A 13008-nucleotide genomic window follows, 5' to 3' on the forward strand; every position below is an offset into this window, starting at 1 on the left:
TATTCCCTTACTCAGACACAAGCGGGCTTGCCCGCGAAGACGGCATCAGCAGCGACAAAAAATCTGGATCAGAACCACGCATCCTGCATCGCCAGACACGTATCATCCCGCGCGTCCAGCAACGCCAGCTCATGGTGACAGCCCGGCACTTCCCACGTCAGGAAATACCGCGCTGCCTGCAGCTTGCCCTTATAAAAGTCAGCATCTGCCGCATTGCCTTTGGCCAGACCTTCCTCGGCGCGGATCGCCTGTTCCAGCCAGCGCCAGCCAATCACCGTGTGCCCGAATACCTTCAAGTACAGCGCCGAATTCGCCAGGCTGCTGTTGACCTTGCCCTGCGCCAGATCGGTCAGCAGGCCGATGGTGACTGTTTGCAGGCGCGCCACCAGTTGCTCCAGTGGCTCACGCAATGCCGTTAACGATTCATACGCGGTCGCGCGCTCGGCGGTGTTGGCGATCAGGCGGATCAGTTGCTTCAATCCGGCGCCGCCGTTCTGCGCCAGTTTGCGCCCGAGCAAGTCCAGCGACTGAATGCCGTGGGTACCTTCGTGGATCGGGTTCAGGCGGTTGTCGCGGTAATACTGCTCAACCGGGTATTCGCGGGTGTAACCGTGGCCGCCGAGAATCTGGATCGCCAGTTCGTTGGCCTTCAGGCAGAACTCCGACGGCCAGGATTTGACGATCGGCGTCAGCAGATCCAGCAACTCATGGGCCTGTTTACGCTCGGCTTCGGTCTCCAGCGTCGTGGTGTCATCGAACAGTCGCGCCGCGTACAAACCGAGGTCAAACGCCCCTTCGACGTAGGACTTTTGCGTCAACAGCATGCGTCTGACATCGGCGTGCTGAATGATCGCCACTGGCGCGGTGGTTGGATCCTTGCTGTCCGGCACCCGCCCTTGCGGGCGTTCGCGGGCGTATTCCAGCGAGTACAGGTAACCGGCGTAACCGAGCATCACTGCGCCCATGCCGACGCCGATCCGCGCCTCATTCATCATCTGGAACATGTAGCTCAAGCCATGGTGCGGCTTGCCCACCAGATAGCCGACACAATCGCCGTTATCGCCGAAGTTCAGTGCGGTCGAGGTGGTGCCGTGCCAGCCCATCTTGTGGAACAGCCCGGCCAGCAGCACATCGTTGCGCGCACCGAGGCTGCCGTCAGCATTGACCAGAAACTTCGGCACGATAAACAGCGAAATGCCCTTCACCCCCGGCGGCGCGTCCGGCAGCTTGGCCAGCACCATGTGCACGATGTTTTCCGACAGCGGATGATCGCCGCCGGAAATGAAGATCTTGTTGCCCTTGAGGCGATAAGTGCCGTCGGACGCCGGCTCGGCGCGGGTACGAATATCCGACAACGACGAACCGGCGTGCGGTTCGGTCAGGGCCATGGTGCCGAAGAAACGGCCGTCGATCATTGGTTGCAGGAAGCGCTGTTTCTGCTCGTCGCTGCCGAAGCTTTCGATCAGGTTGGCCGCGCCCATGGTCAGGAACGGGTAGGAAGTGGTCGCCGCGTTCGCCGCTTGAAAGTGCGCAAAGCACGCTTGCGACAGCAGCGTCGGCAGTTGCATGCCGCCCGCTTCGAAACTGCGCGCGGCATTCAGGAAGCCGGCCTCGAGGAACGCGTCCACCGCCGGTTTCACTTCCGGGATCAGAACCGCCTGACCATTTTCGTAGCGCGGCTCGTTCTCGTCGCCCTTGCGGTTGTGCGGTGCGAAGTATTTCTCGGCGATGTTGCGCGCCGTGCCAAGGGCCGCATCGAATGTTTCACGGTTGTGCTCGGCAAAGCGCTCACGCCGGGTCAGGCCCTCGGCATCGAGGACTTCGTACAGCTCGAAAGCCAGATTGCGGGAACTGAGCAGCGTCTCGGACATGGCGGCCTACCTGAAAATTGGGATTGGGCCGAGTCTAGGCGTGCTGATAAAGGCTGAACAGGATGATTGATGGGCGTGATGTTGGAGCCCCGCAACAACTTTGCAAACACCCCAAAACAACTGTGGGAGCTGGCTTGCCAGCGATGGCGGCGGAGCAATCACCATTAATGGTGGCTGACACATCGCTATCGCTGGCAAGCCAGCTCCCACAGTTTTTTCTGCTGAACCGGGCACCTGTGCAGTACCCGGCTTAACGGTTTTTAACCGATAGTCATCAGGCTCGCATTACCCCCCGCCGCCGCCGTGTTGACGCTCAACGCGCGCTCGATCACCAGGCGCTCCAGCGCGATGTTGCTCTCGCCCTGGGACAGGCCCTGAACGCCAACGATCGCACCGGCCCGCTTGGCAATCTGCTGGCACACGCCACGCAACTGGTCGGAATGACCATGATGCAGCACGGCATCAAACACCACTTCATCCTTGTGCCAGTCGGCAACCCGTTTGATCCGCGCCTGAACGTCCTTCGGCAGGCGTGCGAACAAGGCCTTGCTGATGTCGGATTCCGGCCATACCGCCGAACCGCCGACCGCCAATACCGCCGCCAGTTGGGTCAGCAGATCGCCTTCGACGTCCGCCAGGCACAGCACGTGTTCACGCGGCAGGATCGCGTAGCTGTTTTTCTCGCCGGTCGGGCCGGCCAGCACGCGGGTGATACCGCTTTGCGACTGCGCGGCGTATTGCACGCACAGGGTGCTCAGTTCGGCGTATTGGTTGCTCTCGGCCCAGGCCTTGAAAGCGTTCAGCGGTTTGCTCATGGCCTCACGCAGACGCACGTCCGGGGCGACGAGCGCATCACCGCGAGCGAAGGATTGTTCGATGGCGTCCGTAGGACGCGTCGACAGCAGACGATAGAGGTACAGTGGACCACCGGCTTTCGGGCCCGTACCCGACAGGCCTTCGCCGCCGAATGGCTGCACGCCGACCACGGCACCGACGATGTTGCGGTTGACGTAGACGTTACCGGCGTTGACGTTGTCGATCACCTTGGCGATGGTCTCGTCGATGCGGGTGTGTACGCCGAGGGTCAGGCCATAACCGGAGGCATTGATCTGGCCGATCAACTGGTCGATGTCCTTGCGCTTGTAGCGCACCACGTGCAGCACCGGGCCGAAGATCTCGCGTTGCAGTTCGTCAAAGCTTTCCAGCTCAATCAGGGTCGGCATGACGAAGGTGCCGCGTTTGACTTCTTCGCTGTCGGCGATAGCCACCTGATACACGCTGCGACCTTTATCGCGCATGGCCTGGATGTGCTTGTCGATACCGGCCTTGGCTTCGGCGTCAATCACCGGGCCAATGTCCACGGACAGGCGCTCAGGGTTGCCGAGACGGCTTTCAGCCATCGCGCCTTTGAGCATTTCGATGACGCGGTCGGCGGAATCTTCCTGCAGGCACAGCACGCGCAGGGCCGAGCAACGCTGACCAGCGCTGTCGAAGGCCGAGGACACCACGTCGATCACCACTTGTTCGGTCAGGGCCGAAGAGTCGACGATCATCGCGTTCTGGCCACCGGTTTCGGCGATCAGCGGAATCGGACGGCCCTGGCTGTCGAGGCGACCGGCGATGTTGCGTTGCAGCAGGCGCGCGACTTCGGTGGAGCCGGTGAACATCACGCCTTTGACGCGCTCATCACCGACCAGACCGGCACCAACGGTTTCACCGCGCCCCGGCAGCAGTTGCAGCACGCCTTCGGGAATCCCGGCTTCGAGCAGCAAGCGCACGGCTTGCGCGGCGACCAGCGGCGTCTGCTCGGCCGGTTTGGCCAGTACCGGGTTGCCGGCGGCCAGTGCGGCAGCGACCTGACCGCTGAAGATGGCCAGCGGGAAGTTCCACGGGCTGATGCACACCACCGGGCCCAGTGGGCGGTGGGCGTCATTGCTGAAATCGTTGCGCGCCTGCACCGCGTAATAACGCAGGAAGTCGACCGCTTCACGCACTTCGGCGATGGCGTTGGCGAAGGTCTTGCCGGCTTCACGGGCCAGCAGGCCCATCAGTGGCTGGATCTCGCCTTCCATCAGGTCAGCGGCGCGTTCCAGAATTGCTGCACGCTCGGCTGGCGGGGTGGCCTGCCAGATGGGCGCAGCATTCAGCGCGCACTGGATCGCGTTGTCGACGTCTTCGACGGTAGCTTCCTGCACGTGACCGACCACATCACGGTGATCCGCCGGGTTCAGCACTGGCGCTGGAGCTTCGTTGCTGGAAGCGCAACCGAGCATCGGCGCGGCTTTCCAGTTGTTGTGCGCAGTGGCGAGCAGGGCGCAGGACAGCGAGGCCAGACGATGTTCGTTGGCCATGTCGATGCCGGCGGAGTTGGCGCGCTCGGCGCCGTACAGGTCACGCGGCAGCGGGATGCGTGGGTGCGGCAGGCCGAAACCACCTTCCACGGTCGCCATCTGCTCGATCTGCGCCACCGGATCGGCCACCAGTTCCTGAATCGAAATCGACTGGTCGGCGATGCGGTTGACGAACGAGGTGTTCGCGCCGTTTTCCAGCAGACGACGCACGAGGTACGCCAGCAGGGTTTCGTGGGTACCGACCGGTGCGTACACGCGGCACGGACGGTTCAACTTGCCTTCGGACACTTTGCCGACAACCTGCTCGTAGAGCGGTTCGCCCATGCCGTGCAGGCACTGGAATTCGTACTGGCCCGGGTAATAGTTCTGACCGGCAATGTGATAAATGGCCGACAGGGTGTGGGCGTTGTGCGTGGCGAACTGCGGGTAGATGACTTCCGGCACCGACAGCAGTTTGCGCGCGCAGGCAATGTAGGACACGTCGGTGTACACCTTGCGGGTGTAGACCGGATAGCCTTCCAGGCCTTCGACTTGGGCGCGCTTGATCTCGCTGTCCCAGTACGCGCCTTTCACCAGGCGGATCATCAGGCGATGACGGCTGCGACGGGCCAGATCGATCACGTAGTCGATCACGTACGGGCAACGCTTCTGGTACGCCTGAATCACGAAGCCGATGCCGTTCCAGCCGGTCAGTTGCGGTTCGAAGCACAGGCGCTCGAGCAGATCCAGCGACAGCTCCAGGCGGTCGGCTTCTTCGGCGTCGATGTTCAGGCCGATGTCATATTGCTTGGCCAACAGGGTCAGCGACAGCAGGCGCGGGTACAGCTCGTCCATTACGCGCTCGTACTGCGCACGGCTGTAACGCGGGTGCAGGGCCGAGAGCTTGATGGAAATGCCCGGGCCTTCATAAATCCCACGACCGTGAGACGCTTTACCAATCGAGTGGATGGCTTGTTCGTACGACGCCAGGTACTTCTGCGCATCGTGTTCGGTGAGGGCCGCTTCACCGAGCATGTCGTAGGAATAACGGAAGCCCTTGGCTTCGAACTTGCTCGCGTTGGCCAGTGCTTCGGCGATGGTTTCGCCGGTGACGAACTGCTCGCCCATCAGACGCATGGCCATGTCGACGCCCTTGCGGATCATCGGCTCGCCACTCTTGCCGATGATCCGGCTCAGCGACGAAGTCAGGCCGGCTTCGTTGTGGGTCGACACCAGTTTGCCGGTCAGCAGCAAGCCCCAAGTGGCTGCGTTGACGAACAGCGACGGGCTGTTGCCCAGGTGCGGCTGCCAGTTGCCGGTGCTGATCTTGTCGCGGATCAGTGCATCGCGAGTGCCTTTGTCCGGGATGCGCAGCAGCGCTTCGGCCAGGCACATCAGTGCCACGCCTTCCTGGGACGACAGGGAGAATTCCTGCAGCAGGCCCTGAACAATGCCTGCACGACCGCCGGCACTTTTCTGGTTACGCAGTTTTTCCGCGATGGTCGCGGCGAGTTTATTGGTGGCTTCGGCCATCGGAGCCGGCAGGCGCGCCTGCTCGATCAGCATCGGCACCACTTCCGGCTCAGGGCGGCGGTAAGCAGCAGTGATCGAAGCGCGCAGCACCGATTGCGGCAGGATGCTTTCAGCGAATTCAAGGAAGCACTGGTGCGCGTGATCGGTGTGGACTTCACCGGCGTCGTCGCTGTCCTTGGCGGTCAAACCATTCAGCTCGGTCAGGGTTGCACCACCCTCGAGTTTTTCCAGGTAATTGAAAATTGCCTGCTTGATCAGCCAGTGCGGTGTGCGATCAATCGAGGTCGCGGCAGCCTTCAGGCGCTCGCGGGTCGGGTCATCGAGTTTGACCCCAAGGGTGGTGGTAGCCATATTTTTATCCTCATGGTTGCCACAGTTGCGTGGCATCAGCTGGCGGCAAGATTAGCCGTGCGCCGAAAGAGGTGCAACCGGGTGCAACCCTTTTTTTGTCGGAAAAATAAACGCTTCGTCAGGAATTATTTTCTGGTACTGACGTGCCGCTCCTGCTTGGTGCTTTTACTTCTAGCGGAGCGCAGTGACTGCGCTAAAAAGGAGCAAAAACGGCGTATTTATCGGTATATCCGACTAGGTGCAACTTAATCGCCAGAAACTGGTTGCACCTTTTTTACTTTGTTGCATAGCATTCGCGCCCAAGGTGCAACCGGGAATACCCGGTGTATCGGCTGGTGGCTTTCCTGGGGAAACATCAGTCCTAAATGCGCGGGATCCCGATTCGTCTGCCAAACATCGTCGTTTGTGTGCGATTGATCACCGCTGCTACATAAAAACAAAGCCAGGGCGTAACTTAATGAGCGTAAGCAATCCAACACTGATCACGTTCGTGATCTACATCGCAGCAATGGTGCTGATCGGCTTCATGGCCTATCGCTCCACCAACAACCTTTCCGACTACATTCTTGGCGGCCGCAGCCTCGGCAGCGTGGTAACGGCTTTGTCCGCCGGTGCTTCCGACATGAGCGGCTGGTTGCTGATGGGCCTGCCGGGCGCCATCTACATGTCCGGTCTGTCCGAAAGCTGGATCGCCATCGGCCTGATCGTCGGTGCCTACCTGAACTGGCTGTTCGTCGCCGGCCGTCTGCGCGTGCAGACCGAGCACAACGGCGATGCCCTGACCCTGCCGGACTACTTCTCCAGCCGTTTCGAAGACAAAAGTGGCCTGCTGCGCATCATTTCGGCGGTGGTGATTCTGGTGTTTTTCACCATTTACTGCGCCTCCGGCATTGTGGCCGGTGCCCGTCTGTTCGAAAGCACCTTCGGCATGTCCTACGAGACGGCGCTGTGGGCCGGTGCTGCGGCGACAATTGCCTACACCTTCGTCGGCGGTTTCCTCGCGGTGAGCTGGACTGACACCGTGCAAGCCACGCTGATGATCTTCGCTTTGCTGCTGACGCCGATCATCGTGTTGCTGGCCACTGGTGGCGTCGATACCACGTTCCTCGCCATCGAAGCCCAGGATCCAAGCAACTTCGACATGCTCAAGGGCACCACCTTCATCGGCATCATCTCGCTGATGGGCTGGGGTCTGGGTTACTTCGGTCAGCCGCACATCCTCGCGCGTTTCATGGCCGCTGACTCGGTGAAGTCGATTGCCAACGCCCGTCGCATCTCCATGACCTGGATGATCCTGTGCCTGGGCGGCACTGTCGCCGTTGGCTTCTTCGGTATCGCCTACTTCTCGGCGCACCCGGAAGTGGCCGGCCCAGTCACCGAGAACCACGAACGGGTGTTCATCGAACTGGCGAAAATCCTCTTCAACCCGTGGGTTGCCGGTGTCCTGTTGTCGGCGATTCTCGCTGCTGTCATGAGCACCCTGAGCTGCCAGTTGCTGGTGTGCTCGAGCGCCCTGACCGAAGACTTCTACAAAACCTTCCTGCGCAAATCCGCCTCCCAGGTTGAATTGGTCTGGGTCGGCCGCGCGATGGTGTTGCTGGTGGCGTTGATCGCTATCGCCATGGCCGCCAACCCGGAAAACCGCGTGCTGGGCCTGGTGTCCTACGCCTGGGCTGGTTTCGGTGCCGCGTTCGGTCCAGTGGTGCTGATCTCGGTAATCTGGAAAGACATGACCCGCAACGGCGCACTGGCCGGCATCCTGGTCGGCGCCATCACCGTGGTGGTGTGGAAGCATTTCGAGGTGATGGGTCTGTACGAAATCATCCCGGGCTTCATCTTCGCCAGCCTGGCGATTTACATCGTCAGCAAAATGGGCGAGCCAACCAAAGGCATGGTGCAGCGCTTCGAAGCGGCGGAAAAAGATTTCCACCTGAACAAGTGATGCACTGAGCTTCGGCTCACAGAAAAACGGCCCGTTTCCTACAGGAGGCGGGCTGTTTTTTTATGCCTGTGATTTCTCAAGAACTTGGAGAACCCTGTGGGAGCTGGCTTGCCAGCGATGGCGGTGTGTCAGTGAGCGAATAAGTTGGATGTGCCGGCCTCATCGCTGGCAAGCCAGCTCCCACAGGTCCAGTGGTGGTTTTGGGGGATATGTCTGTAGTCGATTGCGCCAATATCCGAAGGCTTTTTCGCCAGAAAAAGTAGGGCAAATCTGATTTTCCCGTCACCCGTCCAACACCCGTTATCCCTCATGCAGAATCGCCCGCCCTCAATCTGCAGAGACACATCGGATGTTCGCGCCTGCCAATCAACCGCGTTTCACGTTGACCCTCGAAGGCGCCCAATTTGATCTCAAAGTCCTTGAGTTCACGGGCAAGGAAGCCATCAGCCAACCCTTTCGTTTCGAGCTGGAACTGGTCAGTGAACGGCCCGATCTGGACCTCGAGAGCCTGCTGCATCGTCAGGCGTTTCTGAGCTTCGATGCAGAAGGTTCCGGTGTCCATGGTCAGATTTATCGAGTCGGGCAGGGTGATTCCGGGAGACGTCTGACGCGCTATCACCTCAGCCTGGTACCGCGTCTGACTTACCTCGGGCATCGCATCAACCAGCGGATTTTTCAGCATCAGACGGTGCCGCAAATCGTGGCGCGGATCCTCAAGGACCACGCGATCCTGCGTGACGCCTTCGAGTTTCGTCTCGGCAGTGATTACCCGGTGCGCGAATATTGCGTGCAGTACGCCGAGAGCGATCTGGCGTTCATTCAGCGCCTGTGTGCCGAGGTCGGCATTCATTACCACTTTCAGCACAGTCCTGAAGGCCATCTGTTGGTGTTCGGCGACGATCAAACGGTGTTTCCGCGCCTGGCCGAGCCCACGCTGTATCTGCCGGGGAGCGGAATGTCGGCTGGTGCACCCGCCATCCAGCGTTTCAATGTCCGGGTAGAAACCCGCACCAGCGTGGTCACCCGGCGCGACTACAACTTTGAAAAACCGCACTTGCAACTGCAAAGCCGCAGCGACAGAGAGCAGCGCCCGGTGCTGGAGGATTATCGTTTTCCCGGCCAGTTCAACGATCGCGAGACGGGCAAGCATCTGGCGCAGCGTGCGTTGGAAAGGCATGTCGCCGATTACCGTCAGGCCGAGGGCATCAGCGACGTGTCTGCACTGGTTTGCGGACATTTCCTGCAACTGACCGAACACCCGCGCCTGGACTGGAATGATCTGTGGCTGCTCACCGCCATTGAACACCGTGGCCGACAGCCGCAAGTGCTGGAGGAATCGGTGACCAGCGATGGGGAAACATTCCAGGGTTACCGTAATACCTTTCTTGCTACGCCGTGGGAGGTGTTCTTCCGCCCAGCCCTCGGCCCGGAAAAGCCACGAATGCTTGGCTATCAACCTGCCGTCGTCACCGGGCCGCACGACGCGGAAATCCACTGCGACGAGTACGGTCGGGTCAAGGTGCAACTGGCCTGGGATCGCGACGGCGAGCTCAACGAGCATTCCAGTTGCTGGCTGCGTGTGGCAACCGGTTGGGCTCATGACCATTACGGCAGCGTGCTGATCCCGCGAGTCGGCATGGAAGTGCTGGTCGGTTTCATCGACGCCGATGCCGACAAGCCGTTGGTGATGGGGTGCCTGCCGAATGCCGCGACCCCGGTACCGCTGGACCTCCCGGCGGACAAGACCCGCAGCATCTTCCGCAGCCACAGCAGCCCCGGTGGCGGTGGTTACAACGAGCTGCGCATCGAGGACAAAAAGGGCGCCGAAGAAATCTACCTGCGCGCCCAGCGCAACTGGACCCAGCATGTACTGCACGACCAGCAGGTGCAGGTCGACAATCAGCGCAGCATCGTCGTCACCGGCACCGCCAAACATGAGTTGAAGGCCGACGAACAACGCATCACCCACGGCCAGCGTCTGACCGAAGTCAAACAGGACGATCACCTGACGGTGGTCGGCGATCGGCATATTCGGGTGAGCAACCAGGCCACCAGCGCCAGCGCACAAATCCACGTGAGTGCCGGGCAACAAGTGGTGATCGACGGCGGCGCGAGCGCCACGATTCAGGCCGGCGGGCAGTGGATCAACATCGGGCCTGGCGGGATCTTCAGTAGCGTGCCGATTCAAGTCGGTGGCGCGCCGATGGCGGCGATGAGCGCGGCACCCGGTGTGCCGGGGTTGCCAGCGAAACTTGCAGCGGCACCGGCGGCCATGCTCACCGCCGCACAAATCATGAGCTTTAAAGGTGATGCGCCATTCTGCGAAGAGTGCGAGCGCTGCAAGGACGGTGTTTGTGCAGCCTGAGTGCCTGACGCCTTCAGCGTGGCTGGCGCGTGAGCCGCTGAAACCTGCGGAGCAACTGTTCGCAATTTTCAGTAATGCCAGCGACGCCAGGCCTCCGCTGGTCGGACCCCACCCGATCTGGGCGGACACGATCTACGCCGAGTGGAACGAGGTAATGCCCTTTGTAGGAGTTGTCGCGGCGGACAGTGCGTTTCTCGATTGGGTGGCCTCTACCGAGTCTCGCGACTGGGGGTGGTTGGCGGTGTCCTCGGCGAGCCTGGAGGTGGTAGTTGAGCACTTTCGCAGCCTGACTCAAGTGCTGATGCCGGACGGCGCAGCAGTGTTTTTTCGCTTCTGGGATGGGCGTTTTGTGTTGCCGATCCTAAAGTCCGACGAAGTGCAATCTGCGCAGTTGATGCCGGTGATTTCGCGCGGCCTGATCAATGGACAGACCGTGGAGATCGGGGGCAGGGCGCAGGTTTCGGGGCGAGTGTTTCCTTGGTGGAAAGTAACGGGATCGGTCTTGGCCGCAACAGCTGATGACATTCGCATCGGCAATGCTGTGCAGTGGCTGAGCGAGGAGCATCCTGCCTTGTTCGAGGCCTTTCCCGAGCCGGTTTTACGTTGCAAGGTCAGGCGGTTTTTCCGGGTTTCAGCGTCGGAAGAAACGTCGCAATCGGCGTTATTGGACCATTTGCAGGACGAAGCAGGATGAAATTTCCGGGCGAAGTCCAAGGATCAGCGATGTTCGCGTCCTGGGCTTTGATAAAGCTTTCGATGGGTTGTCGAGGCAACTGAACTGTGGCGAGGGGATGAATCCCCTCGCCACAGGTATTGGGCCGGATCTTAAGGTGTAAGAGGGCCGCTCAGCCCCCAACCCCTGACTTGCCGCCCGGTAAAAGGTAAACTTCACGGCCCTCGCAGGAGCAGCCATGAATTATCGTCACGCCTTCCATGCCGGCAATCACGCCGATGTGTTCAAACACCTGACCTTGACCCGCCTCATCGCCCTGATGTCGCGCAAGGAGCAGCCGTTTGCCTATCTCGATACGCACGCCGGTATCGGTCTGTATGACTTGCAGGGCGATCAGGCCAACCGTACCGGCGAGTACCTGGAAGGCATCGCACGTTTGTGGGATCAGCCGGATCTGCCGGCGCTGACCGCCGACTACATGAAGGTGCTGCACGAGATGAACCCGGATGGTCAGTTGCGTTACTACCCGGGGTCACCGGAGCTGGCGCGGCGTCTGACCCGGCCGCAGGATCGGGTGATGCTCAATGAGAAGCACCCGGAAGACGGCGTGCAGCTCAAGGAGAACATGGCCGGTGATCGTCGGGTCAAGGTGCATCTGGGCGAGGGCTGGCATGTGGCGCGGGCGATGTTGCCGGTGCAGGAGAAACGCGCGGTGATGTTGATTGATCCGCCGTTCGAACAGCTCGACGAGATGCAAAAGTGTGCGGCGTCGCTGAAAGAAGCGATTGGCCGCATGCGCCAGACCGTTGCGGCGATCTGGTATCCGGTGAAGGATCAGCGTGCGTTGCGCCGTTTCTATCAGGATCTGGCCGGTACCGGTGCGCCGAAGTTGCTGCGCGTGGAACTGTTGGTGCATCCGCTGGATACGCCGAACAGCCTGAACGGCTCCGGTATGGCGATTGCCAATCCGCCGTGGGGGCTGGAGGAAGAATTGCGCGAGTTGCTGCCGTGGTTGTCGAAGAAGCTTGGGCAGACTCAGGGTGGATGGCAGATGGATTGGTTGATTGCTGAAAGCTGATCAACTGTTTTAGCGGTGTCTGAACGGACGCCTTCGCGGGCAAGCCCGCTCCCACAAAGTACTGCGCCATTTTGAAGTCGGCGCTAAACCTGTGGGAGCGGGCTTGCCCGCGATGCTTTGGGGTTTAGTTACCCGCCAGGCTCGGTGGCATGCACACGCCGGTGCCGCCGATCCCGCAATAACCTTCAGGGTTTTTCGCCAGGTATTGCTGGTGATAGGCCTCGGCGAAATACACGGTCGGCGCCTGTTCGATTTCGGTGCTGATGTCGCCCAGTCCGGCCTTCGACAGCTCAGCCTGATACACCGCTTTGCTCTTCAGCGCAGCGTCCAGTTGCTCTGGCGAGGTGGCGTAGATCACCGAACGGTACTGGGTGCCGATGTCGTTGCCCTGACGCATGCCCTGCGTCGGGTTGTGCAGCTCCCAGAACATCGCCAGCAGCTCTTCGTAGCTGACCTTGGCTTTGTCATACACCACCAGCACCACTTCGGCGTGGCCGGTCAGGCCCGAGCAGACTTCTTCGTAAGTCGGGTTCGGCGTGTAGCCACCGGCGTAACCGACCACGGTGCTGACCACGCCTTCGCGCTGCCAGAAGCGGCGCTCCGCGCCCCAGAAGCAACCCAGACCGAAGATCGCGAAGTCGACGTCCTGGAAAAACGGGCCGAGCAACGGGGTTTCTTCGAAGACGAAATGCTTTTCAGGCAGGGTCATCGCGGTCTCGCGGCCGGGTAGAGCTTGGTCTTTGGTCGGTAGCACGTTTTTGTTCACCAGAATTTCCGAGCGCAGAACCATGATCGTTCCTCTCAGTCAGGATGGGATGTAAAAAATCAGACCGCCAGTGTGCCGAATGATGTCGGATTTCGCACT

7 protein-coding genes are annotated in these 13008 nt (G+C 60.6%); 4 read left to right on the plus strand and 3 right to left on the minus strand.

The features are described 5' to 3' along the window. Nucleotides 1-68 precede the first annotated feature (68 nt). Together B1722_RS21505 and putA are read right to left on the minus strand one after the other, a co-directional pair. On the minus strand, nucleotides 69-1871 hold the full coding sequence (locus B1722_RS21505; protein WP_086794201.1) for an acyl-CoA dehydrogenase: 1803 nt from the start codon (nucleotides 1869-1871) through the stop codon (nucleotides 69-71). Between the two features lie 260 nt (nucleotides 1872-2131). Continuing rightward, the gene (gene putA / locus B1722_RS21510; RefSeq protein WP_041065882.1) at nucleotides 2132-6085 is read right to left on the minus strand and encodes a trifunctional transcriptional regulator/proline dehydrogenase/L-glutamate gamma-semialdehyde dehydrogenase; all 3954 of its coding nucleotides are present in this window, start codon (nucleotides 6083-6085) and stop codon (nucleotides 2132-2134) included. A 457-nt stretch (nucleotides 6086-6542) separates the two neighbouring features. Between putA and putP the strand changes: the two genes are divergently transcribed. From putP to B1722_RS21530, 4 genes are all read left to right on the plus strand, one after another. Beyond that, complete coding sequence (putP, locus tag B1722_RS21515; RefSeq protein ID WP_086794202.1) at nucleotides 6543-8027, plus strand: sodium/proline symporter PutP; 1485 nt, start codon at nucleotides 6543-6545, stop codon at nucleotides 8025-8027. A gap of 349 nt (nucleotides 8028-8376) precedes the next feature. After that, the gene (locus tag B1722_RS21520; protein ID WP_086794204.1) at nucleotides 8377-10392 is read left to right on the plus strand and encodes a type VI secretion system tip protein VgrG; all 2016 of its coding nucleotides are present in this window, start codon (nucleotides 8377-8379) and stop codon (nucleotides 10390-10392) included. After that, on the plus strand, nucleotides 10382-11086 hold the full coding sequence (locus B1722_RS21525) for a DUF4123 domain-containing protein (RefSeq protein WP_086794206.1): 705 nt from the start codon (nucleotides 10382-10384) through the stop codon (nucleotides 11084-11086). The genes B1722_RS21520 and B1722_RS21525 overlap by 11 nt, the downstream gene beginning before the upstream one ends. Before the next feature lie 217 nt (nucleotides 11087-11303). After that, nucleotides 11304-12143, plus strand: coding sequence for a 23S rRNA (adenine(2030)-N(6))-methyltransferase RlmJ (locus B1722_RS21530; protein ID WP_003220988.1), 840 nt, complete (start codon nucleotides 11304-11306; stop codon nucleotides 12141-12143). Between the two features lie 124 nt (nucleotides 12144-12267). On the opposite strand, the gene msrA is transcribed toward B1722_RS21530, so the two are convergent. Then, the gene (msrA, locus tag B1722_RS21535) at nucleotides 12268-12933 is read right to left on the minus strand and encodes a peptide-methionine (S)-S-oxide reductase MsrA (protein ID WP_007967332.1); all 666 of its coding nucleotides are present in this window, start codon (nucleotides 12931-12933) and stop codon (nucleotides 12268-12270) included. Between the last annotated feature and the right edge of the window lie 75 nt (nucleotides 12934-13008).

Source organism: Pseudomonas sp. SCPG-7, from assembly GCF_002156405.1.
Taxonomy (GTDB): Bacteria; Pseudomonadota; Gammaproteobacteria; order Pseudomonadales; family Pseudomonadaceae; genus Aquipseudomonas; species Aquipseudomonas parakoreensis.